Genomic DNA, 25,609 nt, shown 5'->3' with positions numbered 1-25,609 from the left:
GTTATTCGTACGACATGACGGACACAGCCGGAACGCACCATCCCGACAGCGAGTAACGTCCCGGGCCGCGCGAGTGTCCTGAGCACCCGAGCGTGCACTCGGGGCGTATCCGCCTGCCCGGATACGCTTCGGGCACCCGACGGCAACGGCGACGGTGGAGGATCGTATGGCGGGCCTGGCAGGGCGATGGCGGATCGTGGCGATGGACCTGTGGGATCAGGAGGCCATCGACCTCGTCAGGCCCGGCTTCATCGCGTTCACCGGGAAGGGGACAGGCGAGTTCGGATTCATCGCCGTCCGGGGGGAGATGGACTGCCACTTCACCCAGCGCGACGGCCGGCCTTTCGTGGAGTTCAGTTGGGTCGGTAGCGACGAGGGCGATGAGGTCAGCGGGCGCGGCTGGGTCGAGCTGGGCAAGGACGGGGCGCTCACCGGTCATCTGTTCTTTCACCGGGGGGACGACTCGGGCTTCCGCGCGGTTCCGTTCACGGCGAAGCACTCGCGGGACGGGCGTTGAGCGAGTACCAGTACTACGAGTTTCTCGCGGTAGACCGGCCCCTCGACGCGCAGGCCCTGGCCGCGGTGCGCGCGCTGTCCACCCGGGCCAGGATCACCGCCACCAGCTTCGTCAACGAGTATCACCGGGGCGATTTCCGCGGCGATCCGGACGAGCTGGTGGATCGGTACTACGACGCCCACCTCTATCTGGCCAACTGGGGAACCCGGCGGATTCTGCTCCGCCTGCCGCGAAGCCTGCTCGGTCTGGAGGCGGTCGAGCGATACTGCGTCGACAACCATGTCACAGTCCGGACCGCTGGTCAGTATCTCGTCCTCGATCTCACGAGCGAGGACGAATCCGGCGACTGGGACCTTGAACCGCAGGGATTCCTGTCCGCCATCGTCGGCATTCGGGCCGAGCTCGCCGCCGGTGACCTTCGCGCGCTGTATCTGGCCTGGCTGGCCGGGTATGGCAGGTGGGAGCGTGACGAAGATGCCTTTGACCGAGACGTGGACGGCGAACGCGAACCGCCGGTACCCGCCGGGCTGGGCGCCCTCACCGCGTCGCAGCGCGCGCTGGCCGACTTCCTCCGCCTCGACGACGACCTGCTCGCGATCGCGGCCGAGACAAGCCCGCCGCTCGACGAACCCGCCGACGATCCCGACCGCCTCACCGCCTGGGTGAGGGAACTGCCAGGAGCGGAGAAGGATCGCCTGATACTGCGCGTCGCGCAGGATCAGGCCGCGGCCGTCCGGCTGGAGCTCCTGCGCCGATTCCGCGATGACACCCGCCCGAGCGTTGTTGCTCCGCCCGGCCGCACCGTGGGCGATCTTCTGGACGGCGCGGCGCACGGGCGCGCCGAACGGCAGCGCCGGCAGGCCGCGATGCAGGCCAAGGAGGAAGCACGCCGCGAAGCCGCCCGGGTTCTCGCCCACGAACAACGGCTGGCAGAGCTGGCCCGAGACGAACCGGCGGCCTGGGCCCGTGTGGACGCGCTGATCGAGACCCGTAAGCAGACCGACTACGACACGGCTGTAGCGCTCCTCGCCGACCTTCGGATCGTGACCGAGCGCAACGCCCGGTCGCACGAGTTCACCCAGCGGTGCGCGGACCTCCGGCAGCGCCATGCGCGCAAACCCAGTCTCCTCGACCGCCTTGACCTCGCGGATCTCTGAACGTGGCTCGTGAGCGGCACGCCTTTGTCCGGTTGAGGGAATCGCCGCCCTGGCCGGGCGCAACGGGCGGACGCTGGAGGTGGGACGCCGGCACTACCGGAGTCCGGCCGGGGCACTGCCCCCGTCGCCTTCGTGGGTCGACAGACCCCGGACGATGGCCTGGTCGCGGTGCGCGGTTGGATGTGCGCGTGGCGGTTTCGGTGGATGTTGAAGCGTTGATCGCGGCAGCGGGTCCCAGTGCTGGGCAGGCCGGGCGTGAGCATGTCGCACAGGGGTCGGTCAGTGGGCTGACCTCTGTCGACGGCGGGGTGCGGGCCTCGGTGGCGGAGCCTCGGGGTGGGCAGACGCAGGTGTTCGTCACCGTGGTCAGCCGAGCGCTGGTGGTCGACTGCGACCGCGACAGCGACAGCGCCGGTCAGCCCTGCGAGCATGCGGTAGCGGCGGTGCTGGCCGCCCGCGACGCGGGGATCTCCTGGACCTCGATGGCCGTGTCCCGCGCCGCCGATACCGACGGTGACGAGGATCGGCTGGTCGCCGAGGCGGCGGCGAGTCTGACCCGGGCGGAGCTGGTGCGCCTCGTCGTGACGCAGGCCGCGGAGGATCGGCTGTTCGAGGCCAGGGTGCTGCAGCGGGCCGGCCGGCTCGGGCCGGCGGACGCCGGTGAGCTGGCGCGGCTGCGCGCCCTGGTGCGTCACACCGGGCGGATACCGGACAGCAACGACCGCTGGGAACTGCACGATCTGCTGGACGCGGGCCGGGACATGCTCGCCGAGCTGGAGATCGTCGCGGTGCGCCCGGCGAGCGCCGGGTTCGTCGACGTGGTGGAGGACGCCGTCGGCGTCTGGGACAAACTCGCCGGGTATCTGCTGGACGCCTGGGACGCCTACGACACCGACGAATCCGGCGAGGTCGCCGACGCCCTCGCGGCGCTGCACCTGCGGCTGTGCGAGGAACTGCGGCCCGATCCGATCGAGCTCGGCCAGCGCCTCGCCGCCCTGGTCGGCTCCGCCGACCTGGACTCCTGCCTGGACGCCCCGGACAGCTACACCGACCTCCTCGGCGCCGAGGGATTCACCGCCTACCACACGGCACTGGACCGCTGATCGCGCTCTTCGCCGCTGTCACCGCGGTCAGGTCCACAGAGCGGCGTGGCTGGTGCCGTCGGGTCGCAGGAGGGTGCCGACGACCTGGCCGCGGTTGTTGATCGCCGTGGGCACGCCGGCGCCGGCGAGGCGCACCGTGCGGCCGTGGCTCCAGCGGAACGCTGCGGTGCTGGTCAGGACGACGACGTCGCCGCGGCCGTTGAGGGCGATCGGCCGGGCGAACTCGCCGCCGAAGGTGCCCAGGTCGATCCGGCGGCCCTGATCCCAGAGCAGGATGTGCCCGAGGTCGGTGACCGGGTCGAACGTCGACCCGAGGATCTGCCCGGCGTCGTTGATGGCCAGCGCCGTGCTGAGGGGATCCTGCGGGTCCAGATCGATGGCGCGGTCGCCCTGCCACTGCATGGCGTGGGTGCTGCCTGCCGGGGTCGTGGCCCAGCCGACGACGTCACCGCGGCTGTTGATGTCGGAGCCGTAGCCGCCCGCGGTGGGCAGGGGCACCCAGCGGCCCTGGATCCAGCGGGCGAAGTGGTCGTCCCGGTGATCGCCGCTCTGGATCTCGGCGAGGATCCACCCGTTGTCGCTGACCGCGCGGGCGTCACTGGTGTGACCGGCGGGCGCGCCGAGGTCGAAGGTGTGGCCGTCGCGCCAGAGCATCGCGTGCGTCCCGCCGGCGACCGGGCCCGTCCCGACCACCTGGCCGCCCTCGCCCTGGTCGGCCACGGAGAACCCGAGGCCGAGCGGCGCGCCGCCGGGACGGATCACGAAACCCGGGGAGTAGGAGCGGCCCGGGAGGTTGCCGGCGATCTGCCCGGCGTTGGTGATTCTCAACGGTGCCCGCGCGGTGTCGGGAAGGGCGGTGAGCACCCCCCGCGACCAGCGGAAACCGTGGCTGTCGTAGGCCGAGTTGTAGCCGGAGCCGACGACGTCGCCGCGATCGTTGATCGCGGTCGCGCTGTTCGTGGTGATGCCCGGCAGGGCGCCGAGGTCCACCGGCTGCACCACCGCGACCGCGGCCGGCTGCACCACCGCGGCGGGTGCCGCAGCCAGCGCCACTCCGGTTGCCAGCGCCACGCCGGTCATCGTGACCGTGGCCGTCATCGCCGCGGCCGCCGCCACCCTGATCGCCTTCACCGCGCTCGCCACCGCCCCTCGGAAGGTGGTCGTTCGCCATCCCGGCTTCGGCCACTCCAGGGAGCCAGGTAACCACTGTCCGGCATATTCGGGTGGGAGTGGCCCACCGACACACGCCGATTCCGGGTCCGGCCCCGGCTACGGTGCCCAGATCCGATCGACGGGCATGACGTGCAGGCGGTCCTCGTAGGTGTAGGAACGCGCTCCCAGGTAGAGCGCCACCCCGGCGACGAACGCATCACCGGCCGCGTCGCGCAGCTTGCGCAGCGGCGCAAGATCCTCTCCCGGCACCCGACCTGCCGCCTTGACCTCGAAGGCGAGCAGCGCGCCGTCGTCGCGCTCGACCACCAGATCAACTTCCTCCCCGTCGTGCGTGCGCCAGTGGCCGACCCCGCCGAGCCAGTCCGCCCAGGAGACCTGCTTGAGCAGCTCGGTCACGGCGAACGTCTCCAACAGGTGGCCGAACTCGGTCAGCGCCGTCGGGCTGCGCGCCGCCAGTTTCGCCGGGGTCAGGCGCAGCAGCCGGGCGGCGACCCCGGAATCCAGCACATGAATCTTCGGTGACGCGGTCGAGCGGGTCGTGAGCGTGGTGCCCCAGGCCGGCAGCCGGTAGAGCAGGAACACCGCCTCGAGCAGCCGCACATAGCTCTGCGCGGTCCCTTCGTCGAGGCGGACACTGGACGCGGCCCGAGCGATCCTGAGTACCTGCGCGGTCTGCCCGGCCAGCCGCTCCAGCAGGGCCGGCAGCGAGGCGGCCTGGCGAATCCTGCTCACGTCCCGCACGTCGCGTTCGACGCTGAGGCTCACATAGTCGTCGAACCAGCGGTTGCGCGAGGCCAGGGACGCCCGTCCCAGCGCCGAGGGAAAACCACCCGCGGTGACGGCATCGATGTACTCCTCCCGGCTCGTCCGCGACGGCCGGCCCGCGGCGGCCGCGACGGCGGCGGCCGGCTCGGTGAACAGGTCGTCGAGTAGATGCTCACGGGACCCGCGCAGCTCGCCCTGCGACAGCGGGTAGACGGGCAGCCGGTGCAACCGGCCGGTGAGCGCCTGGGCGGCGCGGGGCAGCGCCTCGTGCCGCGCCGAACCCGTGAGGACGAACCGGCCGGGCCGGCCATCGCGGTTGAGCTCCGCCTTTATGGCGTCGAGCACGAGCGGAACGTGCTGGTACTCGTCGATACAGACCGGCCGTGCACCGGAGACGAACAACCCGGGATCCCTGGCCACGGCGTCGCGGACGGCCACGTCGTCGAGGTCCACCAGTTCCGCGCCGAGCTCGGCGGCGAGGCTGCGGAGCAGGGTGGACTTCCCCACCGACCGAGGACCCTGCAGGAGCACCACGGGCTCCTCCGCCATGCGGCTCGCGACGATCGGTGCCAGCCGCCGGGGCACCAGCCCGTGCAGTGGGGTGGTCATGGCCAGCAGTCTAATCGATCTAGGGAAGTCGAGCGGCTCGAATTCGGGATCTGGAGGACTTCGAGTTCCAAATTTGGAGGCTCTGACCTGCAGGTTCGCGCAAAAACAGGCGTCTGGCGGGCCCAGTTAATCGCGGTCGCGCTCGTCGTCGGTGCTGTCGGCGTTGTCGGAGTCGGTGGGCGCCGTCGGCGACGGGTCGGTGGGCCGCCAGGTGCCGTCGATCTCGTCCCAGCCGTGGCCGCGGTCGTAGGCGGCCTTGTGCTGCGCGGACAGCCGCGCGCCCCGGGCGGGGACGGGCAGGCCATGATCGTCGGCGTGGTCGCCCAGCCAGGCGCGGACCTCGGTCGTCGACGCGGACTGGTGCGGGCGCCGCACCCGGGGCCGCGGGCGGGTGGCGGCGGAGGCCTTCGCCGACTCCGCCTCGGGCGGTGCGCTCCCCGCGTCGTTGTCCTCGATCGCCGTCCAGGCCGTGTCGATCTTCGCGCCGCGTGCCAGCGACGTCGACTCGCCGAACTCGGCGTACTCCCCGAGCACGGAGGTCATCTCGTCGCGGCATTCGCTGCACAGGTCGAGGCGGACGAGCTGGCCGTCGTAGGCGAGCGCGGCGCTCGTCGTGGCAGCGACCCGGTCGTGCGGATGACGGCCGGTGTTGTCGCACCACACGTTGATGATCGAGATAACCTCACGCGCCACTGCCGCACCCCATGTGAACTCCGCCGCCGCCCGGCCCGACCGCTACCGGAGATCACCCTACCGGCAGCACTCGAACACCTCGGCGACCAGGCGGCCTCTGACGTCGGCGAACCGCCCGAGCGCACGGCAAAACCCGCTCGCCGCCGAGCCTGCCCGGCCGTACCGTGCGTCGATGCGCGACATCGTTGACATGACATGACAGCCGTGGCTGCGGGTGACGAGACGCCGCCGGCGGCCGGGGCGGTACTGGGCACGAACCGCGCGCTGCGCCGACTGTTCGCGGCCCGGATTGTGTCCTGCACCGGCGACTCGCTGCGGGGGCCACTGATCTCGCCGTCGGCACCAGCCGAGACGCCGCCCACTCGGAGGTGTGCCGGGGGCGGGTCTGACCGACCTGCGCCACGGCCAGCGGCGGGGCCGGCCTGCTCGGAGGGGACCACGGCTCAGCCGAGCTCGGGCAACGCGTTGCCCGTCACGACCTACACCGACGTCCGTAGCTGATCGCCGCCGACTGGTGGTGGTGACAAGCCGTCCTGAGGGAAACCGGCCTTCCTGGCGATGCAGGGTCGCCCCGCGGCCACCAGGAGCATCCCGCATGCGTGCGGACGGCTGCCACGGGACGCCGCCGCGCCGCGTACCCCCACACGGGCCGGGGCCCGACAGTGCCTGTTTTCCAATGGCCTGCTGCGCGCTCCACCCGCGGCATACCCTTGCCCGGGGTCGAAAACGGGCGCGCCGATGCGAGGAGAAGGACGTCGATGAGGATCGCCGAGGACATCACGGCGCTGGTCGGGAACACACCGCTGGTGCGGCTGCGCCGGGTCACCGACGGGGTCGGTGCGCAGGTCGTCGCGAAGCTGGAGTCGTTCAACCCGGCGCACAGCGTGAAGGACCGCCTTGGCCTCGCGCTCATCGACGCCGCCGAGCAGGCCGGCGTCCTCGGTCCGGACACGGTCATCGTCGAGCCGACCAGCGGTAACACCGGCATCGCGCTGGCGATGGTGTGCGCCGCCCGCGGTTACCAGTGCGTGCTGACGATGCCGGAGACGATGAGCGTCGAGCGGCGCATGCTGCTGCGGGCCTACGGCGCGCAGCTCGTGCTCACCCCCGGCCCCGAGGGCATGGGGGGCGCGATCGCGCAGGCCGAGGAGCTCGCGAAGAACAACCCGAACTACTTCATGCCGCAGCAGTTCGAGAACCCGGCCAACCCGGCGATCCACCGGGCGACCACCGCCGAGGAGATCTGGCGCGACACCGACGGACAGATCGACATCCTCGTCGCCGGCGTCGGCACCGGCGGAACGATCACCGGCGTCGCCGAGGTCATCAAGGAGCGCCGCCCGTCGGCCCGGTTCGTCGCCGTCGAACCCGCCGCCTCCCCGGTGCTCTCCGGGGGCGCGAAGGGGCCGCATCCCATCCAGGGCATCGGCGCCGGCTTCGTCCCGAAGGTCCTCGACACCGCGATCGTCGACGAGATCGTCCAGGTCGACGCCGAGGACGCGCTCGTCCTCGCCCGCCGCCTCGCCCGCGAGGAGGGGCTGCTCGTCGGGATCTCCTCCGGCGCGGCGGTCGCCGCCGCGCTGCAGCTCGCCGCGCGCCCGGAGAACACCGGCAAGCTGATCGTCGTCGTCCTGCCCGACTTCGGCGAGCGCTACCTGTCCACCCCGCTGTTCGCCGGCCTCGGGGACTGACCCCATGCTGCGCACGCTGCGCCGGGATCTGCGCACGGCCCGCGACCGCGATCCCGCCGCCCGGTCCACCCTGGAAGTCGCGCTGTGCTACCCGGGTGTGCACGCCCTGTGGGCGTACCGGGTGAACCACTGGCTGTGGACGCGGGGGGCGGTGCTGCCGGCCCGCGTCGGTGCGACCGTCGCCCGCACGCTCACCGGCGTCGAGATCCACCCCGCGGCCCGCATCGGCGACGGGGTGTTCATCGACCACGCCACCGGCGTTGTCATCGGGGAGACCGCCGAGGTCGGCAACGACGTGACGATCTACCACGGTGTCACCCTCGGCGGCACCAGCCTCGAACCCACCAAGCGCCACCCGACCATCGGCGACCGGGTGGTGCTCGGCGCCGGCGCGAAGGTCCTCGGCGCGTTCACCGTCGGCGCCGACAGCCGCATCGGCGCCAACGCGGTGGTCGTGCGCGCCGTGCCGCCGGGCTCGGTCGTCGTCGGCGTCCCCGGCCAGGTCATCACCCGCAGCCGGCCGCGCCCCGCGCACGACGAGGGCATGCCCGACCTCGTCGGCCTCAGCCTCCAGTCGCTGCTCACCCGCGTCGACCGCCTGGAGGCCGCCGCGCACACCGGCACCGGCGACGCCCACCGCGAACCGACCAGCGCCGGCGCCACCATCCACCCGCCCAAGGGCGGCGTCTGGCAGGGCGAGGACTTCGCCATCTGAACGCCCTGGGTCGCAGCGCGGCGTAGGTCGATGGCGCCAGCGCGCGGGCCTCGCCGCCGGCTGATCCTGTCCGGCCGGGCCGGTCCCGCCTGAGGACCGCGAGCCACGAGTCCGAGGCCCGGACCTACCCGCGCCCCCGCCCGACGCGGCGGGTCAGAGTGCCTGCGCGGGGCCGGAACCGGGTAACGCCGCGCCGGCGGCGGTGAGCAGGTCGCGGACCAGGGCGGTGGGCAGGCCGATGACGGTGTCGAGATCGCCGTCGACGGCGGTGACGAACCCGGCCGCGCCGCCCTGGATCGCGTAGGCGCCGGCGGCGTCCATCGCCTCGCCGGTCGCGACGTAGGCGGCGAGCTCGGCGTCGGGAACCTCGCGCATGGTGACCGCGGTCGTGGCCACCGCGCCGCGGGCCACGCCGGTGGCCGTGTCGAGCACGACGACGGCGGTGACGACGCGGTGGGTGCGGCCCCGCAGGCCGCGCAGCATCGCGAGTGCGTCGGCCGGCGTCGCCGGCTTGCCGAGGACTCGGCCGTCGACCTCGACCAGGGTGTCGCCGCCGAGCACGAGACTTCCCGGATGGCGGGCGGCGACGGCCCGGGCCTTGAGCTCGGCGAGCTCGGCGGCGATCCCGGGCGCGTCGGTCGCCGCCGGACGCGACTCGTCGACCCCGCTGACGTCCACGTCGAACGCGACGCCGAGACGGGTCAGCAGCGCGTGGCGGCGCGGCGAGGCGGACGCGAGCACAACGCGCATGGCGTCAGCCTAGCCCGCCCGTCCCACCGGCCCGGGTGGGCCACCGCATCGACGGTCCGTCGAAAAGGCCAGCCGATGACCGCCGCCGACACCAGAAAAACAACAGTGCAGGGAGTAACAAACCCGCATACGTTTTGGTTCGGCGCGCGGTGTTCCCGCCGACGTCAGCCCCCGTTTCGCGGGCGGCTGGGGTGTTTCTTTCGCCACCTGGGCGGGCCGCTCCCGATGCCGATGCCGGATGCGTACGCGAACTCACCATCGGCGGATTCCGAAGCTGACCGGGCGTGAACCTACACTGGCGGCAGCAGTCCACCATCCCACCCACCCGGCGAAGCCACACCAACTCCCAGGAGGGTAACTATGCCCATTCCGCCACGTCAGGCGATCAGGGTCGGCGGCTATCTGCTGAAGCAGAAGCTGCTGCGACGGGAGAAGTTTCCCGTCACTCTCGAGCTGGAGCCGTTGTTCGCCTGCAATCTCGCCTGTGACGGATGTGGGAAGATCCAGCATCCGGCGGATGTGCTCAAGCAGCGTATGCCCGTCGAACAGGCGCTGGCCGCCGCCGACGAGTGCGGCGCCCCCGTCGTCTGCCTCGCCGGCGGCGAGCCACTCATGCACCCGCAGGTCGAGCAGATCGTCGAAGGACTGGTGAAGCGCAAGAAGTTCGTGTACCTGTGCACGAACGCGCTGCTGCTGCCGAAGAAGATTGACAAGCTCACACCTTCGCCGTATCTCTCGCTGGCCGTGCACATCGACGGCCTGGAGGAGCGCCACGACGAGGTCGTCGCGAAGAAGGGAGTGTTCAACCAGGTCGTCGACAACATCAAGGATGCCCAGCGGCGCGGCTTCCGGGTCACCACGAACACCACTTTCTTCAACACCGACACCCCGCAGAACGTCATTGAGGTGCTGGACTTCCTCAACAACGAACTCGACGTCGACGGGATGATGATCTCACCCGCGTACGCCTACGAGAAGGCGCCCGGGCAGACGACCTTCCTCGGCGTCGAGGAGACCCGGGAGCTGTTCCGCAAGGCATTCGCGGACGGCCGGCGGCGCAGGTGGAAGCTCAACCACTCGGCGCTCTACCTGGACTTCCTCGAGGGCAAGCTGGACTTCGACTGCACGGCGTGGGGGATCCCGTCCTACTCGCTGTACGGCTGGCAGCGGCCCTGCTACCTGATGGCCGACGGCTACGCCAGGACGTACAAGGAACTGGTCGAGACCACCGACTGGGACCGGTACGGCCGCGGTCGTGACCCGCGCTGCGAGAACTGCATGGCGCACTGCGGCCACGAGCCGACCGCGCTGGCCGCGACGATGAGCTCCCTGCGCGAAAGCATCCGCGCGGTCCGGGCATAACCGCGCCGGCCGCGTAACCACACCCGCCGCCGGGGGCATCTCCCCGCGGCGTCGCGAACGCCCCATCGGCGGTCCCGACCCGGCCAACCGGATCGGGACCGCCACCCGGGACGCGACTCAGGCGCGGGCGAGGTACTGCTTGGGGAACGTGTAGGGACTACCGTTGGCGAAGTACTCCGTCTCGACGACCGGCAGCCCGGTGTACGCCGACGGCGGCGTGATGAACAGCGATTCGGTAAGCCCGGAGAACCGGAAGTTGGCGGTGAGCGCCGTGCCGTAGATCTCCCACTTCACGCTGCTCGCGTAACCCCAGTAGTCCGGGCCGCTGTGCAGCCCGAGGAACGCGTGCGAGACCACCTGTACCTTCACGCTGTTCCAGTCCGAGCAGTTCGGGAAGTCCAGGACGACGACGATGAGATGGCCGTTCGGATCGGTGGCCTTCCAGGTTCCCTGATACGGATTGTTGGCGCAGGTCGAGGCGTGCGCCGCCGGTGCGGTCAGCGTTGTCGCCGCTGTCAGCCCGAGGGTCAGGGCGACCGCGGCGAGCAACACTCCGAACCTGGGAACGGGCATGGCGAAACGACGTGACATGGTGACCCCCGCGCACTCGTGCCGATATACTGGTGAGGCAACTGTGGCAGCTCGGCGATCATCATGATGACCTTTGTCGGCTGATGTACAGAACGACCCACACCGGCCCGCGGGCGGGTTTTCCCAGCGTCGGCCCCGCGATTGTCAGGTGACAGGAAAGCCGGAACCGACCCGGACCCGGGGTGTCAGTGGGCGGCGCGTTCGCGGGTGACCGTCGCGATGGTGCAGGGACGGTCCGACGGGCCCGCGGTCGTGACCCGGTAGAGCACCGCCGAACGGCCGCGGTGCACGGTCAGCGCCGTCGCCGTCGTGGCCTGGGACAGCTCCGCGGGCCGCAGGTAGTGCACCCGGATGCCGGTGGTGCGTTCCGGGCGGCCCGGTTCGGCCAGCGCGTCGGTGACCAGGTCGCTCAGGCACAGCAGAACCCCGCCGTGCACCGTGTCCGCCAGGCCGCCGAACACGCTGCCGCCGGGCAGGACGAGGCGGCCGAGCTCGCCGTGGCGCGTCGGCCCGACCCCGGCGAGGCCGAGGGCGTCGAGCAGCGAGTGGTGCGCGCCCGGCGCCAGCCGTGCCGGCGGGGGAGCGCTGCCGCGCGCCGTGACCGGCGGCGGGATCTCGACCCAGCGAAACCGGCCGGTGGCCAGGGCGACCAGGCGACCGGCGCCGTCGCGGATCTCGCAGCCGGCGACCCCGCCGGTCGCGTCCCGGCCGTGCAGCCGCGCGTCGGCGACCAGCCCTGGTGCCGCCCACGGCGGCTGGGCCACCACGTCGACGGAGAGTTCAGCCGTCACCGCATGGGTGTTCGGCGGGCGGCGCCCGTAGATCTCCAGGCCGATGGCATCGTCGGCGAGTACGCCGAGCGCGCCCACGGTCGGCTCCCCGCCGGGCCCGGCCAGCCACGGCCCGAGCCGCATCGACACCCGCGTCCCCTGCGGGCCGCTCGCGCCCGGGCTGACCCGCAGCCGCGACTCGGCGCTCTCGCGCGCCGCCGGCGCCGCGGTGGCCTCCGGCGGCGGCCATCGCCGGCCGGTGGGCGTGCGGATCGCCGAGGTCCCGCTCATGCTGCCGCTCGCGTCATCGCCATCGCCATCGCCATCGCCATCTGCCCTGCCTCCAGCCGTCCTGCCTGACCGTGATCGTCCGAAGCGGTGGCGCCACGCCTCGTCCCGTCCTACCCGATCTGTACGCCCGGCGCCGCCGGTGCTCCTCGGGGGCCGACCGTGTGGCGGTACCCGAACGGCGGTGCCGGTGTGCGCCGCCACAGGCCGGCCGGATGGCGATACAGTCCCTAATCGGAGGATCCTCCGTTCTCTGACGGGAAGGGCGACCATGCACCTCGGCCTGCACATCTCCGACTTCACCTGGCCCGGCGGACCGTCGACCCTCGCCGCCGACCTGACCCGCGTCGCCGTCGCCGCCGAGGACGCCGGCTTCGCGAAGCTCAGCGTGATGGACCATCTCTGGCAGATCCGCGGCATCGGCCCGCCCGAGCACGACATGCTCGAGGCCTACACGACGCTCGGCTACCTCGCGGCGCGCACCAGCCGCATCGAACTGCTCGCCTGGGTCAGCGCCGTGGTCTACCGCGAGCCCGGCCTGCTGGCGAAGGCGGTCACCACGCTGGACGTGCTCTCCGAGGGCCGGGCGTGGCTCGGCATCGGCGCCGCCTGGTTCGAGCAGGAGGCCCACGGCCTCGGCCTGCCGTTCCCGTCGACGGCGGAACGCTTCGAGCGCCTGGAGGAGGCCCTGGAGATCTGCCTGCAGATGTGGAGCGGCAGCGACGCCCCGTACAAGGGTCGTCACTACCAGCTCGAACGCACCCTCAACGTGCCGGCGGCGCTGCGCCGCCCGCACCCGCCGATCATGATCGGCGGCAGCGGGGAACGCAGGACGCTGCGCCTGGTCGCCCGCTTCGCGCAGGCATGCAACCTGTTCAACGCCCCGGACATCGAGCACAAGCTCGATGTCCTGCGCGGGCACTGCGCCGACGTCGGCCGTGACTACGACGAGATCGAGAAGACCGTCATCGGCCCGCTCGACCCCGGCGCCGACGGCGAGAACATCGACACGCTGCTCACCGACCTGCGTCGCCTCGCCGACCTCGGCATCACCCATTACCACGGCTCGGTGCCGGGCGTGGCGGCGCTGCGCCCGCTGGAAATTCTCGCCGACCAGGTCATCCCGGTCGCCGCCGCCTTCTAGACGGCCGGCTCCCGCCCGCCGCCGGCCCGATGGTGCCGGCGCGGGTGGACGGCCGCCGCGAGACCGGTGGTGAAAGGTCCCTGCGCGGGTAGTGATCGGGTATGTGGACGACGTTGAAGCGGGCGGTGTCCGGCCGGGGCCGGCGGCCGGCGGACAGCACGGCGTGGAATCCGACGGGCTTCTGGTGGTGCCTCGACCACGAGCGGGTCGAGAACCCACCGGATGCCCCGGGCCACCGCCGTCTCGGCCCCTACGACAGCGCCGACGCGGCAGCCGACTGGCGCCGCCGCCTCGACGCCCGCAACGAACAGTGGGACGACGACGACCGCCGCTGGGCCGCCGGCCCCGGCTCCGGCACCTCCTGACGCCGTAGCCTCGCCGCTCGCCGCCCCGGCGCTCGCCAGTCGGCGGCGCAGCCGGCTGCCCGGCGCCGGCTTGGTGCGTGGGAAAGGCGCCTGCTGCCTCTTCGACAGGGATAAATCGGATGCGGACCCCGGTCAAAGCGACAGGTTGCCCCGTTCCCAGGCATCGCCCGGCGCGGCCGTCGGTGGTGGTGGTGGTGGTGGCGGTTCAGTTCGTGCCGGGGCCGGGCGCGGGGCCGTCGACCTCGGCGGAGCTGGCCAGGCGCAGCTTGCGGGCGGCGCGTTCGTAGAAGGTCGTGTGCCCGAGGCGGACGACTCCGACCGCCGCCGGCCGGGAGGTCATCGTCATCGTCGCCCCGGCGTCGAGATGAACGTGCACCGCACCGTCGATCTCGACGGCGAGCCGGGCGCTGCCCGGCAGCACGGTCAGGGCCAGCGAGTCGTGCACGGACAGCACCATGCCCCGGTTGAACGCCGAATGCGGCGCCACCGGCGTCACCAGCAGCGCCTCGACGGACGGACTGACCAGCGGCCCGCCCGCCGAGAAGCTGTACGCGGTGGAGCCCGTCGGGGTCGACACGACCACCGCGTCCGCGGCGTAGCGGACGAACGGTCGCCCGCCGACCCGCAGCTCCACCGCGGCGCTGCCGCCCTGCCCCGGCATCCGCACGACGGCGACGTCGTTGAACGCGCTCATCGTCCGCGCACCGAAGCGCTCACCACCATCCACGAACGTCTTCGCCGGGACGGCGCCGTGCGCGCCCCTGCCGTTGTCGACGCCGTTGTCGACGCCGAGGTCGGCGTCGACGGCCAGGCGCGGCTCGACGGTGTACTCGTGGCGGTCGATCGCGGACAGCGCCATGGCCAGCTCGGGAACGTCGACCTCGGCGAGGAATCCGAGCCGGCCCAGGTTCACCCCGAGGACGGGGGCGTGCCCGCGGTCGGCCAGGCGCATCGCCCGCAGCATCGTGCCGTCACCGCCGAGGCTGACCAGCAGCTCGGAGCGGACGGCGAGCTCCGCGGCGTCGACCGCGACCGCGGCGCAGCGCAGCCGTTCGATCTCACCGGCGACGCCGAGGACCGTCACGTCGCGCTGCGCCGCCCAGTCGAGCACCGCCGCGACCGCCCGCGCGGAGTCACGCCGCGGATGCAGCACCATTCCGACCGTCCGAACCACCGTCGCCCCCCACCGTCCGCCTACCGTCACCCTGCCCCGCCGGTGCGCCCGCCGCCCGGCGGGCCGCGTCGAGGCTCAGCCCCGTGCCCGTCCTACGTGTCCCCGCCGTCGCGCGTGGCGCCGCCGCCCCCGTCCGGGCCGTGCGCGTCGCCGGCGGGCAGGTCGGTGCCGGGACGCCAGGGGCGGGGCTCGGCGGGTGCGGGCGGCAGCGGGCTGGCCAGGGCCATCCCGAAGTAGGCGACGTCACGCCACGCCCCGAGCCGGTACCCCACGTTGCGATACACCCCCGTCGGCTCGAAACCGACCGCGGTGTGCAGCGTGACGCTGGCGGCGTTCGGCAGCGTGATGCCCGCGTAGACGTTGAGGTATCCCAACGCGCGCACCTCGGCGAGGAGCCGATCGTAGAGCGCCCGGCCCAGGCCGCGGCGGTGCACGGCCGCGGCCAGGTAGATCGACGTGTCCGCCGACCAGCGGTAGGACGCCCGCGCATGGTGGGCGCTGGCGTAGGCGTATCCGACGATCTCGCCGTCGGCCTCGGCGACCAGCCACGGCTTGCGCGGCGCCGCGGCCATCCGTGCGCGCAGCTCGGCGAGGCCGGGCACCGCCTCCTCGAACGTCGCCGGCGACCCGGTGACGTACGGTGCGTAGACCGCCTGGATGCCGGCGGCATCCGCCGCGCCGGCCGCCCTGATGATGACCATGTCGCCTCCGAACTCCCGCGCAGGACGGACGTAAAGGATTATCCGATGGTGGGCGCGGCGGGCGTGGGTGCGAGCAGATCCGCGAGTACGTCCCGCAGAATGTCCAGCCCGTCGCGGCTGAGCACCGACTCGGGATGGAACTGCAGGCCCGTGAACGTCGCGGCCCGCAGCGCGTGCACCGTGCCGTCGGCGGGGTCGCGGGCGAGGCGGACGAGGCCGTGCGCCGAGGCCAGCTCGTCCGCCCCGGCCACGGCGGTGAACGTCGAGTAGAAGCCGACGCGGCGCGGCTGGCCGAACAGGTCGATGGTGCGGGCCAGGCCCTGGTAGGGATCGTCGCGGCGGTGCAGCGCGAGTCCGAGCAGGCTGGCGAGTAGCTGATGGCCGAGGCAGACGGCGAGCAGCGGCCGGCCCGCCGCGAGGCGACCGGCGATCAGCCCGCGCAGCACCGCCATCTTCGGCCCCGCGTCGCCGTCACCGTCGGCCGCGCCCGGATCGCCCGGCCCAGGGCCGATGACCAGCAGCTCCGCGTCCCCAGGCTCCGCCTTCGCGGCCGTGGCGCCTCCGCGCGTCGCGCGCCTGGGCTCCGCGTCCTCAGCCGAGGGGCGCCCAGTCGATGGGTGCGCGGGCGCCGCGTGCCCGGGGCGGTGTGCCCGGCCGTCGGCTGCCGGCCTGGTGAGGTTGTCCCACGGGCGCACGGTGACGGCCAGGCCGAGCGCGCGCATCAGCTCGGCGAGCATGTCGGCGAAGGCGTCCTCGGCGTCGACGACGAGCGCCGAGCGGCCGCTCAGCGCCGCGACGGCGGCCGAGCGCGGCGCCGGACGGTCGATCCAGAACGGGGACAGGGCGGCGTTGCGGTCGGCGAGCGCGGCGGCGATCGGCGCGGCTCCGGCCAGCGCCGCGAACGCCCGCGCGTCCACCGACGTCGACGTCGACACGGATGCGGACGCCGACACGGATGCGGACGTCGACACGGATGCGGACGCCGATGCCGGCGCTGATGTGGTCGCCGATGCCGGCGCGGTCGTCGGCGGGAGCTGGGCGGCGCGGGGCGGGGGGCCGGCGGGGGAGGGGAGGGGGGGCAGGGTGCGCAGGCCGAAGGCGGCGAGGATGCCGGCGGCCTTGGTGTGGGTCTCGGCGACCTCGCCGTGCGGGGTGGAGTGGCGCACCAGCGTCGCGCCGACCGGGACGCGCAGCACGCCGTCGGCGGTCAGCTCGGCGGTGCGGATCAGGATCGGCGCGTCGAGGGTCTGGTGGCCCGTGCCGTCCCGGCCGAGCAGGGCGCACACCCCGGCGTAGTAGCGCCGGCCGCGCCGTTCATGGCGGGCGATCACCCGCAGCGCGCTGCGCAGCGGACTGCCGGTGACGGTCGGCGCGAACATCGTCGCGCGCAGGATGTCCCGCACGTCGGCGTCGCCCCGGCCGTCGAGGAGGTACTCGGTGTGCACGAGATGGGCCATCCGGGTCAGCCGCGGCCCGCTGATCCCCCCGCCCCCGCCGGCGACGCGGGCCATCATCTTCAGCTCCTCGTCGAGGACCATGTACAGCTCGTCGGTCTCCTTCGCGTCGGCGAGGAAACGCAGCAGCCCGGCCTGGTCGGGGCCGGTGGGCCCCAGCCGGTGGGTGCCGCTGATCGGGTTCATCCGCACCGTCCCGCCGGCGGCGCTGACGTGGCGTTCCGGGGTGGCGCCGACGAGGGTGCGGGCGCCGGTGTGGACGAGGAACGTCCAGTAGGCGCCCGGTTCGTCTCTCAGCAGGCGGCGCAGCGCGGCGAGCCCGGCGGCCAGCGGCGGCCCGCCGAGGGTGGCCGTGTAGGTGCGGTGCAGGACGAAGTTCGCGCCCTGGCCGCGGCCGATCTCCTCGCGTAGCACCGTGCGGACGGTCTCGGCGTACTTGTCGTCGTCGTGGTCGAAGTGGCCACCGGTGGCGGCGGGGCCGGTGGCGGGCAGTGCGGCGAGGGCCTCGGTGAGCGACAGATGTCCGTGGTCGGTGACGCGCAGGCACTCCAGCGGGGCGCCGTCGTCGACGCAGGGCAGGCCTTGCTCGGCGAGCTGGCGGAAGGGGATGACGGCGAGCGTGCGCGGCCCGGCGGGCCCGGTCGGCAGCGGGATGTCCGCGATCCGGTCGACCACGGCGAGCTCGCCGCGCAGCACGTCGAGATGGTCGGCACCGCTGCGGCGCAGCAGGGCGAACGGGCCGGGATCGCCGCCGGCCGAGACGGCGGCGAGCAGGGGGCGGAGCAGGTCCATGGTCGGTGTCCTCGTGGGTCGGGACACACAGCCGGCCTGACCGGGGCCGCTGCTTCCACGCCGGGGAGGGAGTTGACCACGGCGGCCGCCGGAGGGGCGGCCGCGTGCTCGTGGATGGTGCTACGCGCGCATCAGCGGGGCCGCCGGACAGGCGGCCCGCCAGGAACTCCCGCGGGCGAGCATGCCGTCACTCTAGTACGGGCGTGTTTCGTTCGGTCGCCGCGGGCCCGGCGGCGCGGACGGGGTGGGCCGGCCGCGCCAGCCGCTGGTGGCCGCGCGGCAACGCACATGTGAACGGTTGGTGACGCACTCGACCCGGTTGTCTGCCCTCGGTAACGTGCCCAATCGGGCGATTTGCGATTCTTTCGGGTTTGACGTGCTACGTCGGTTCGGATGCGGGTGGCGGCGAGGTGAGGCAGGGGTGGCCGGTGTGCCGGAGGCGCCGCCGTATGGCGTCAGTGGACCACGCACGGTGATACTTGGCGCCGCGACCGACAGCGCCGGAGCGGGTAGCACGGTGATCGACGGCCCCGGCACGGTCACGGACGGCCGCGGCGGCAACGGGCCCGGCGGCGAACAGTACGACGACGCCGGATACGGCGACAGCGACAGCGATGCCGGCGGCGGCGACGCAGGTGACGGCGGTGGCCCTGGCGGCGGTGGCCCTGGCGGCGATGGCCCTGGCGCCGATGGCCCTGGCGCCGATGGCGCTGCCGGCGGCGGGTACACGGGTGCGGTCGGCGGTCGCGCGGAGCCCGACGCCGATGCCGAGCGGTTCCTCGCCGCCTGGCGCCGGACGCCACCCGGACGCCGGCCCCGCGCCGGGCTTCCGCGCCGCGCCTGGGGCACACTCGGCGCGCTGGTCGCGGTCGTGGCCGTCGGGCTGATCGGTGGGCTCGGTTCCGCCGCCGGCCTGGATGCCGGCTGGTCCCTGACCGCGGACAGTCCGGCGGCGACACACCTGCCGAACACCCCCGCCGCCGCCGGGCTCCCGCGACCGGGCCCGGCCGAACCGCGCGGCACCGCGGTCTCCGCGCTGCCTGACGCCACGTACCCGGCGGCGTCGGTAGTCGCCGCGACACCCGCGCCCGGGCCGGGCAGCGCGGGTCAGGGCGCCGTCGTCCCGCCCGCGCGTCAGCCCGCCGGCCCGCCAGCGGCCGCCGGCACGGACCGTCAGGAGAACACTCCCGCCCGGCCGGCGGCCCTCCCGCCGGCCTCCGCCCCGAAGGCGACGACCGTGCCCGAGGTGTCCATGACGCCGGCGCCGCCGGCACCCGCGCAGGCGCCCGTCCAGGCACCCGCGCCGCCCGCGGCGACCGGGCAGCCGCAGTCGGGGGTGGCGATCCTCACCAATCTCGCCACCGGCTTCTGCCTCGACAGCGGCGCGGACAGCACCATCTACGCCAGCACCTGCGACGGCCGGCTCAGCGAGCGATGGGCGGTCTTCGGCTACGGCCAGGTGATGCTGAAGAACCAGTCGACCGGACTGTGCCTGGACAGCAACGCGAAGGGCCAGGCCTACAGCCGGGTCTGCCAGAGCAAGCCCAACCAGTGGTGGAAGATGGTCGACGCCGGCTACAGCAGCGTGAGTATGACCAACGTCGGAACGAAACGTTGCTTCGACAGCGGCAGTGACGGCAGCGCCTACACGCTGCCGTGCAACGACGGTTCCTACCAGCGGTGGGTCCGTGCCTGAGATCCTGCGGGCCCACCGCGGCGTCGTCCTGCTCGTTCTCACCGCCGTCGTCGCGGGTGTCCTGGCGCTGGTGTTCGCGAACTGGTTCTCCCGCACGTGGGGCTGGCGGCGGACGATCCGGAGCCTGGGCCGTCAGTTCGCGCTGGGGCTGCGCGACCTCGCCCTGGTGAGCACCGCCGGACACCGCTTCCGCCGGGACGTGCGCGCCGTCGCCGCGCTGCTCGCAGACCCGGCGCTCGCCCGGGACACGGTCACCGCGCTCGCCGCGGCGGCGGACGAGGCGGCCGCTTCCGAGCCGGCCGCTCGCGCGGCGGGCGTCCGACCGCTGCACGCCGCGGTGAGCGCCGACTCGATCCGGGTCACCCTCCTCGGCCGTGGCGCGGGCATCCCGCGACCTGTCTTCAACCGGGCGCGGATTCGGGCCGCCGGGTCGGCGCGGGTGCCCGTCGACCCCGCGGTCGTCGGCACCTCCGCGGCCGTCGACCCCGCCGGCCAGGGGCAGGGGCACTGTCCTGTCGTGGTGGGGCTCGTTGCGGGCGCGGGCGCGGCCCTGGCACTGCTGGACCTGGCCGCGCTCCCGGCGGTCGGGACCATCGAGGGGCCGCCCGCGCGGGCCCGTCGGCTCGCCGCGGCGATCGCCGCGCAGCTCGCCGCCGGCCTCACGACCGCTGGTGGGGTGCGGTTGTCGGTCACGGCGGGGCTCCTGCCCGGTTACCGCGGACCGTCGTTGTCCGAGGCACTCGATCTGCTCGACGGCCCGCCGGACTCGGACTGGTCACCCGAGCAGGCGACCGGCACGGGCACGGTACCGGCCGGCGGCCTGACCGTGCTGGTGTGTGCCGGTATCGACGACGACGAGCTGCCACGGCTGGGCCGGCTCGTCCAACAGCATCCCGAGCTGCGGATCCTCACCGTCGGCCGGCTCGGGATGACGCGGTGGAGGCTTGAGATCGATCCGATCGGACACGTCACGGTGCCCGAGCTCGGTGTCCACGCGGACGCCGCCCCCCTCGAACGCGGCCTGGACCGTGCGCTTCGCCGCCGCGTGCGGACCCGGCGCCGACCCGGCGGGAACGACGCCGCCCCGCCGAACGCCGGCACCGTGCCCACCGGGACGACGTCGGCGAGTTCGCCGCCCCTGGGTTCGCACACCCCAGGCTCGCCGACCCCGACCATGCCGACCCCGACCATGCCGACCCCGACCATGCCGACCCCAAGCGCGCCACCCCTGAGCGCGCCACCCCTGGGTGTGGCCGCCGCGGGCGAGCGCGTCCGGGTCGGCCAGGCCGACCAGGACGACGACGGCGACGCCCGCCGTCGCGTGGGCACGGCGGCCGGGGCCACCGGCGGTGAGGCAGCCGAGCTCGCTGCCCCGGAGCCGGTGCGCGGCGTGGGCCGGCAGGCCGCCGCTGCGGGTGAGCGACCGGCCGTGGAGGTCGCGGCGGGAGCCGCGGCGGCGGGCCAGTGACCACGGACGTCGTTCTCACCGTCGAAGCCGACCCCGACCCCGACCCCCGGGAGGCCACCGCGGGCGCGGGCCGCACCGGCGGCGGGAGCGCCGGGCCGGGGGCGCGTGACGTGCTGGTGCGCCTGCGGCCCACGACCACCATCAGGGCGCTCACCGAGGGCCTGACCGCCTCGCCGGACCCGGTCTGCTTCCTGGACGGCGAACCCCTGGACCCGGCCGCGACGGTCGGTGACAGCGGCATCCTGACGGGCCGGCGGATCGGACTGGACAACCCGGTCGCGCCGGACGAGCCGTCGGACCCCGCAGCCGGACCCGCCAGGTGGTTCGAGGTGCGGGTGGTCGGCGGACCCGACGCCGGGCGGATCTGGCGGGTCGGGGTCGGCGCGCACGACATCGGCGCAGGCGTGGGCTGCGCGATCCGGCTCACCGCCGACGACGTCCCCGCCCGGGCCGCGGTCCTGCACGTCGGGCACGACGGGGACACCTGGCTGACCGATCTCGCCCCGGGCTCGGTGCGCACGACCCAGCCCCGCGCGCCACAGCTTCGCCTGACCGAGCCCCACCACGCGGCGATGCGCATCGAACGGCGGGACCGTCCCGACCCGCCCGAACCACCGCGCTGGACGCCCCTGGGCGCCACCGCGCCGGGCGCCACCGCCTGGGCGGACGGCTCGGACCTCGTCGTCGGACCGGCGCTGCTGCGACTGGCCGAGTGCTTCACCGCCGACGCGGCCATCACGCCGTCGGAGGATGTGCTGGGCCTTGACTTCAACCGGCCGCCGCGGATCGTGCCGCCGCTGCTCGCCTCCCGCCAGCGCTTCCCCGTGCCGCCGACGCCGCCCGTGCGCAGGCCCATCCCGCTGCTGCTCATGATCGCGCCGATGCTGCTGGGCCTGGCGTTCGTGTGGTTCTTCCACACGCTGTTCTTCGTCGTCATCATGCTGTTCAGCCCGGTGCTGGCGTTCGCCAACTGGAACCAGGAACGGCGCGGCGGGCGCCGCCGCTACCGGACGGAGGCGGCACGCTACCGGGCACGGCGCGCCGTGGTCGCGGCCGACCTGGGCGCCGTGGTCAGCACCGAACGCGCGGCCCGCGCCCAGGCCGCCCCCGATCCCGCGGCGGTCGGGCTCACCGCGACCGGCCCGGGCCACCGGCTGTGGGAACGCCGGCGCACCGATCCGGACCATCTCCTGCTGCGGGTCGGCACCGTCGACCAGCCGTCCCTCGTCGAGGTGGAGGACCCCGCCCTCGACGATCACGACCATCGGCTGCGGTGGAACGTCCCCGAGGTACCCCTCGCGGTGGACGTCGCCGCCCGCGGCGTGGTGGGCGTGGCCGGCACGCGGGCGCACGCGCACGCGCTGGGACGCTGGCTGCTCGTCCAGTGCGCCGTCCTGCACAGCCCCCGCGACCTGCGGATCGTCGTGCTCACCGACAGCGGCGGCCGGTCGAGCTGGGCATGGACCCGCTGGCTGCCGCACAGCCGCCCGGGCGCCGCGGGTGGCGCCGGTGGGCCCGCGGTGTCGATCGGCAACGACCCCGAGACCGTCGCGCACCGCGTCGCCGAACTGCAGGCGCAGATCCGGGTCCGCGCGCAGGCCCGCGAGTCGGCGCTCGGACCGGTGATGTTCACCCAGCCCGACGTGGTCGTGCTCGTGGACGGAGCCCGGCGGCTGCGCGACGTGCCGGGAATGATCCAGGTGCTCACCGAGGGCCCGGCCGTGCGGATCTTCGCGCTCTGCCTGGACACCGAGGTGCGGCTGCTGCCCGAGGAGTGCACCACCGTCATCCGCTGCGACGGCGACGTGCTGGCGGTGCGCCAGACCGACGTGCCGGAGGTGCCCGGGGTGCGTCCCGACCTGGTGACGGTGCCCTGGTGCGAGCGGGTCGCCCGCGCGCTGGCTCCGCTGCGCGACATCAGCCCCGACGCCGGGGACGGGCTGCCCGACCGGGTGCGGCTGCTGGACCTGCTGGGGCTCACCGGCCCGGGCGTGCCCGGGCCGCCCGATCCCCGCGTCCTCGTCGCCGCCTGGGCGGCCCAGCCGGCGTCGACCCGCTTCCCCCTCGGCGTCGGCTTCGACGGGCCGGTCGTGCTCGACCTCGTCCGCGACGGGCCGCACGCGCTGGTCGCGGGCACCACCGGCGCCGGCAAGTCGGAGCTGCTACAGACCCTCGTCGGCGCGCTCGCCGCCCACAACCGGCCCGACGAACTGGTCTTCGTCCTGGTCGACTACAAGGGCGGCAGCGCGTTCCGCGGCTGCGCGCGGCTGCCCCACACCCTCGGCATGGTCACCGACCTCGACCCGGCGCTGGCCGTGCGGGCGCTGGAGTCACTGGCCGCGGAGCTGCGCCGACGCGAGGAGCTGCTCGCGGCGGCCGAGGCGAAGGACATCACGCACTACCGGGCGCTGCGCTCGCGGGACCCGGGGCTGCCCGCCCTGCCCCGGCTGCTGCTGGTGATCGACGAGTTCGCCACCCTCGCCCGGGAGGTGCCCGACTTCATCCCGGGCCTGGTCAGCCTCGCGCAGCGGGGCCGTTCGCTGGGCATCCACCTGGTGCTCGCCACCCAGCGGCCCGCCGGGGTGGTGACCGGCGACATCCGGGCGAACACCAACCTGCGCATCGCCCTGCGGGTGACCGACCCGATGGAGAGCACCGACGTCGTCGACACCCGGGACGCGGCCCTCATCCCGGCCGCGACCCCCGGGCGGGCGCTGGCCCGGGTGGCGCACCGGTCCACGCTGCTGTTCCAGACCGCCTACTGCGGCGCCCCCCACCGCCCGCCCACCGCGCCGCCCCCGGTATCCTCCGCCGTCTCGGCAACGACCGCCGGCCCGGCAACGACCGGCGGCGCCGGGACCGACGCGGACAAAGGGCCGGTGAGCCCCGTGGCGCTGCCGTGGAGCGCGCTGGGCCGGGCGCTGCCGCCGGCGACGCCCGACCCGGCCGGTACGCACGACGACGACCCGACCGCCGGGGGCGACCTGGGACCCACCGACCTCGACGTGCTCGTCGACCTCGTCCGCGAGGCCGCGGGGCGGACCCCCCACCAGCCCCAGCCGAGCCCCTGGCTGCCGGCGCTGAGCCCGCGGGTGGTCCTCGACGACCTCGACGAACTCCTGCGCGACAGCGTGGCCCGCGGCGTGCCGTACGCGCTGGTGGACCTGCCGCACCGCCAGCACCAGCAGCCGGTGTGCGCCGACCTGGCGACGTTCGGGCACCTCTACGTCCTCGGCGCGCCGCGCTCCGGGCGCTCCCAGACGCTGCGCACCCTCGCCGGCGCGCTGGCCCGCGCGCACACCTGCGCCGAGGTCCACCTCTACGGCATCGACGCCGCCGGCGGCGCGCTCGCCGTGCTCGCCGACCTGCCGCACTGCGGCGCCGTCGTGGGCGGGACCGACCTGGAACGGCTCGGCCGGCTCTGCGACCGTCTCGGCGCGGAACTCACCCGCCGCCAGAGCCTGCTCGCCGAGTACTCCTGCGCCGGCCTGGACGAACTGCGCGCGGCGATGCCCGCCGGCAGCGCCCCCGCCCATCTGCTGCTCCTCATCGACGGCTGGGACTCCCTCGCCGCGACCCTGCCCGAGCACGACGGCGGCCGGCTCTACGAGGCCCTGCTCAGCCTGCTGCGGGAGGGCACCGGCGCCGGGATGCACCTGGTCGCCACCGCCGACCGGGGCCTGCTCGCGGGCCGCGCCGCCGGGCTGAACGACCACCGCGTCCTGCTGCGGATGGGCGACCGCGGCGACTACGCCGCGATCCGCGTCCCGCCGCAGCGCATCCCCGCCCACGTCCCGGCGGGTCGTGGCTGGCGGTCGGTGGACCAGGGCGAGATCCAGATCGCGCTGCTCGACCCCGACCCGGCCGGCCAGGCGCAGGCCGAGGCGCTGCGCCGGATCGCCGTGCGGGCCGCGGGCCGGGACCGCGACGTGCCCGCCGAGCGGCGGCCGTTCCCCATCGCCGCGCTGCCCGCCCCGATGGCCTTCGCCGACGCCTTCGAAAAGGTCGGACCGGCCGACCGCGGCCCGCTGCGGGCTCTGCTCGGCGTCGGCGGCGACGCGGCCGCGCCGGTGCTGCTCGACTTCGCCGGGCGCGCCCACACGTTCCTCATCGCCGGGCCCCCCGGCTCGGGGCGCAGCAACACGCTGGCGACGCTGGCCGTGTCGCTGCTCGCCGGCGGCACCAGGCTGGTCGTGCTCACCCCGCGGGACTCACCGCTGCGCCGTCTCGCCGCCCACCCCCAGGTCGCCCTCGCCGGGCTCGACGCGAACCTCACCGTCGAGGGACCGGCGGTCGTCCTCGTCGACGACGTGGACCTGCTCGGGTTCTCCTCACCGCTGGAGGCGCCGCTGCGCGAGATCGTCTCCGCCGGGCGGGACCGGGGTGTCGGGCTGGCCTTCGCGGGCAGCGGCGAGGCGCTGAGCCAGTCGATCAGCGGCTGGCTGGGGGAGGCCCGCCGCTCCCGCCAGGGGGTGCTGCTCGCGCCGCAGTCCTCCCTGGAGGGCGACCTGCTGGGGACCAGGATCCCGCCGAGCCTGCTGCGCGCCGGGGTGCGTCCCGGCCGCGGTCACATCGCCGACGCGGCCGGGACGCTGCGCACCATCACGATCCCCCACACCGTGCTGCGCTGA

Annotated in this window: 20 protein-coding genes; 11 read left to right on the top strand and 9 right to left on the bottom strand. The window is 74.0% G+C overall.

The features are described 5' to 3' along the window. Positions 1-166 precede the first annotated feature (166 nt). The 3 genes from MXD60_RS07380 (at position 167) to MXD60_RS07370 (ending at position 2,777) form a co-directional block, all read left to right on the top strand. Positions 167-517, top strand: coding sequence for a hypothetical protein (locus tag MXD60_RS07380; protein WP_248818234.1), 351 nt, complete (start codon positions 167-169; stop codon positions 515-517). Then, complete coding sequence (locus MXD60_RS07375; protein WP_248818233.1) at positions 514-1,674, top strand: hypothetical protein; 1,161 nt, start codon at positions 514-516, stop codon at positions 1,672-1,674. The genes MXD60_RS07380 and MXD60_RS07375 overlap by 4 nt, the downstream gene beginning before the upstream one ends. Before the next feature lie 188 nt (positions 1,675-1,862). After that, on the top strand, positions 1,863-2,777 hold the full coding sequence (locus MXD60_RS07370; RefSeq protein WP_248818232.1) for a hypothetical protein: 915 nt from the start codon (positions 1,863-1,865) through the stop codon (positions 2,775-2,777). A gap of 27 nt (positions 2,778-2,804) precedes the next feature. On the opposite strand, the gene MXD60_RS29320 is transcribed toward MXD60_RS07370, so the two are convergent. From MXD60_RS29320 to MXD60_RS07355, 3 genes are all read right to left on the bottom strand, one after another. Next, positions 2,805-3,920: a hypothetical protein gene (locus tag MXD60_RS29320; protein ID WP_248818231.1), complete on the bottom strand. Its 1,116-nt coding sequence runs from the start codon at positions 3,918-3,920 to the stop codon at positions 2,805-2,807. Between the two features lie 126 nt (positions 3,921-4,046). Then, positions 4,047-5,324 (bottom strand): ATP-binding protein, encoded by a 1,278-nt coding sequence (locus MXD60_RS07360; protein WP_248818230.1) that lies wholly within the window; start codon positions 5,322-5,324, stop codon positions 4,047-4,049. 126 nt (positions 5,325-5,450) lie between these two features. After that, the gene (locus MXD60_RS07355; RefSeq protein WP_248818229.1) at positions 5,451-6,017 is read right to left on the bottom strand and encodes a hypothetical protein; all 567 of its coding nucleotides are present in this window, start codon (positions 6,015-6,017) and stop codon (positions 5,451-5,453) included. A gap of 758 nt (positions 6,018-6,775) precedes the next feature. Here MXD60_RS07355 and cysK point away from each other — a divergent pair. Continuing rightward, positions 6,776-7,708 (top strand): cysteine synthase A, encoded by a 933-nt coding sequence (gene cysK / locus MXD60_RS07350; RefSeq protein WP_248818228.1) that lies wholly within the window; start codon positions 6,776-6,778, stop codon positions 7,706-7,708. A gap of 4 nt (positions 7,709-7,712) precedes the next feature. Further along, positions 7,713-8,423: a serine O-acetyltransferase gene (cysE, locus tag MXD60_RS07345; protein WP_248818227.1), complete on the top strand. Its 711-nt coding sequence runs from the start codon at positions 7,713-7,715 to the stop codon at positions 8,421-8,423. A gap of 153 nt (positions 8,424-8,576) precedes the next feature. On the opposite strand, the gene MXD60_RS07340 is transcribed toward cysE, so the two are convergent. Beyond that, positions 8,577-9,173, bottom strand: a complete 597-nt coding sequence (locus MXD60_RS07340; protein ID WP_248818226.1) for a Maf family protein — start codon at positions 9,171-9,173, stop codon at positions 8,577-8,579. A gap of 360 nt (positions 9,174-9,533) precedes the next feature. Here MXD60_RS07340 and hpnH point away from each other — a divergent pair, with 360 nt between their 5' ends. Beyond that, positions 9,534-10,535, top strand: coding sequence for an adenosyl-hopene transferase HpnH (hpnH, locus tag MXD60_RS07335; protein ID WP_248818225.1), 1,002 nt, complete (start codon positions 9,534-9,536; stop codon positions 10,533-10,535). A 117-nt stretch (positions 10,536-10,652) separates the two neighbouring features. On the opposite strand, the gene MXD60_RS07330 is transcribed toward hpnH, so the two are convergent. Both MXD60_RS07330 and MXD60_RS07325 read right to left on the bottom strand, forming a co-directional pair. Next, positions 10,653-11,108, bottom strand: a complete 456-nt coding sequence (locus tag MXD60_RS07330) for a hypothetical protein (protein WP_248818224.1) — start codon at positions 11,106-11,108, stop codon at positions 10,653-10,655. Positions 11,109-11,311: 203 nt separating this feature from the next. Next, entirely contained in the window at positions 11,312-12,187 is an 876-nt protein-coding gene (locus tag MXD60_RS07325) for a PaaI family thioesterase (RefSeq protein WP_248818223.1), read from the bottom strand. A gap of 268 nt (positions 12,188-12,455) precedes the next feature. Here MXD60_RS07325 and MXD60_RS07320 point away from each other — a divergent pair, with 268 nt between their 5' ends. Then, positions 12,456-13,328 (top strand): LLM class F420-dependent oxidoreductase, encoded by an 873-nt coding sequence (locus tag MXD60_RS07320; RefSeq protein ID WP_248818222.1) that lies wholly within the window; start codon positions 12,456-12,458, stop codon positions 13,326-13,328. Positions 13,329-13,429: 101 nt separating this feature from the next. Further along, a complete protein-coding gene (locus MXD60_RS07315; protein ID WP_248818221.1) occupies positions 13,430-13,693 on the top strand; it encodes a hypothetical protein in 264 nt (87 codons plus the stop codon). 205 nt (positions 13,694-13,898) lie between these two features. Here MXD60_RS07315 and MXD60_RS07310 read toward each other — a convergent pair whose 3' ends face one another. From MXD60_RS07310 to MXD60_RS07300, 3 genes are all read right to left on the bottom strand, one after another. Beyond that, positions 13,899-14,849 carry an NAD(+)/NADH kinase gene (locus MXD60_RS07310; RefSeq protein ID WP_248818220.1) on the bottom strand — a complete coding sequence of 317 codons (951 nt, stop codon included), beginning with the start codon at positions 14,847-14,849 and terminating at the stop codon, positions 13,899-13,901. Positions 14,850-14,959: 110 nt separating this feature from the next. Further along, positions 14,960-15,568 (bottom strand): GNAT family N-acetyltransferase, encoded by a 609-nt coding sequence (locus tag MXD60_RS07305; protein ID WP_248818219.1) that lies wholly within the window; start codon positions 15,566-15,568, stop codon positions 14,960-14,962. 38 nt (positions 15,569-15,606) lie between these two features. Then, the gene (locus MXD60_RS07300; protein WP_248818218.1) at positions 15,607-17,814 is read right to left on the bottom strand and encodes a chorismate-binding protein; all 2,208 of its coding nucleotides are present in this window, start codon (positions 17,812-17,814) and stop codon (positions 15,607-15,609) included. A 421-nt stretch (positions 17,815-18,235) separates the two neighbouring features. Here MXD60_RS07300 and MXD60_RS29315 point away from each other — a divergent pair, with 421 nt between their 5' ends. The 3 genes from MXD60_RS29315 to MXD60_RS29310 are packed head-to-tail and all read left to right on the top strand — an operon-like array spanning position 18,236 to position 25,609. Beyond that, positions 18,236-19,510 carry an RICIN domain-containing protein gene (locus MXD60_RS29315; protein ID WP_248818217.1) on the top strand — a complete coding sequence of 425 codons (1,275 nt, stop codon included), beginning with the start codon at positions 18,236-18,238 and terminating at the stop codon, positions 19,508-19,510. Continuing rightward, positions 19,503-20,978, top strand: coding sequence for a hypothetical protein (locus MXD60_RS07290; RefSeq protein ID WP_248818216.1), 1,476 nt, complete (start codon positions 19,503-19,505; stop codon positions 20,976-20,978). The genes MXD60_RS29315 and MXD60_RS07290 overlap by 8 nt, the downstream gene beginning before the upstream one ends. Next, positions 20,975-25,609 (top strand): FtsK/SpoIIIE domain-containing protein, encoded by a 4,635-nt coding sequence (locus MXD60_RS29310; protein WP_248818215.1) that lies wholly within the window; start codon positions 20,975-20,977, stop codon positions 25,607-25,609. The genes MXD60_RS07290 and MXD60_RS29310 overlap by 4 nt, the downstream gene beginning before the upstream one ends.

The organism is Frankia sp. AgB32, assembly GCF_023243045.1.
In the GTDB taxonomy this organism is placed as follows: domain Bacteria; phylum Actinomycetota; class Actinomycetes; order Frankiales; family Frankiaceae; genus Frankia.
Note: the sequence above shows the minus strand (reverse complement) of the source record. Positions and strands in the feature narration are given on the sequence as shown.